Below are 459 nucleotides of genomic sequence, written 5' to 3' on the forward strand. Positions count from 1 at the left end.
AAGAGCCAGGTAAAAAGTAAAAAGAATCAGGGTGAAGAGCCAGGTAAAAAGTTAAAAGATCCAAGTGCTGTTACGCATCAAACTAAAAATTCCCGTATAAATAAAGATTTACTCCCAAGATTGCCTTTGTTTATGAGGCGAACCACGCAGTGGTTCAACAACAGTAGCCGTGGGTGTAACCCATGGAGAAGAATCAAACCATCTGCTGTTGAATTGTATCTCTGTTTTTCATCGTAAGGGTTTAACAACAATATCCGTGGATGAAACGCATTGAATGACGTCGAATCCTCCCAGCCGTCATTTCTTCCGAAAATGAGATTCAGCAAATATGCTTATAACACAAACCAATCAAAGACTCCGGTATCTATATTGAATTATATTTCTGTTTTTATTTCTCAAAAACCCGTAAGGGTTTAACAACAATATCCGTGGATGAAACGCATTGAATAACGTCGAATC

The 459-nt window shown here is 38.1% G+C and carries 1 protein-coding gene; it reads left to right on the forward strand.

Going from position 1 to position 459, the window contains the following annotated elements; genetic code table 11:
* Nucleotides 1-237, forward strand: a 237-nt coding sequence (locus tag AC2A1G_RS20065) for a hypothetical protein (protein ID WP_484048654.1), incomplete at its 5' end; no start/stop codon positions are given.
* Nucleotides 238-459 lie beyond the last annotated feature (222 nt).

This window comes from Chryseobacterium sp. HNCC26DJ240 (assembly GCF_057180485.1).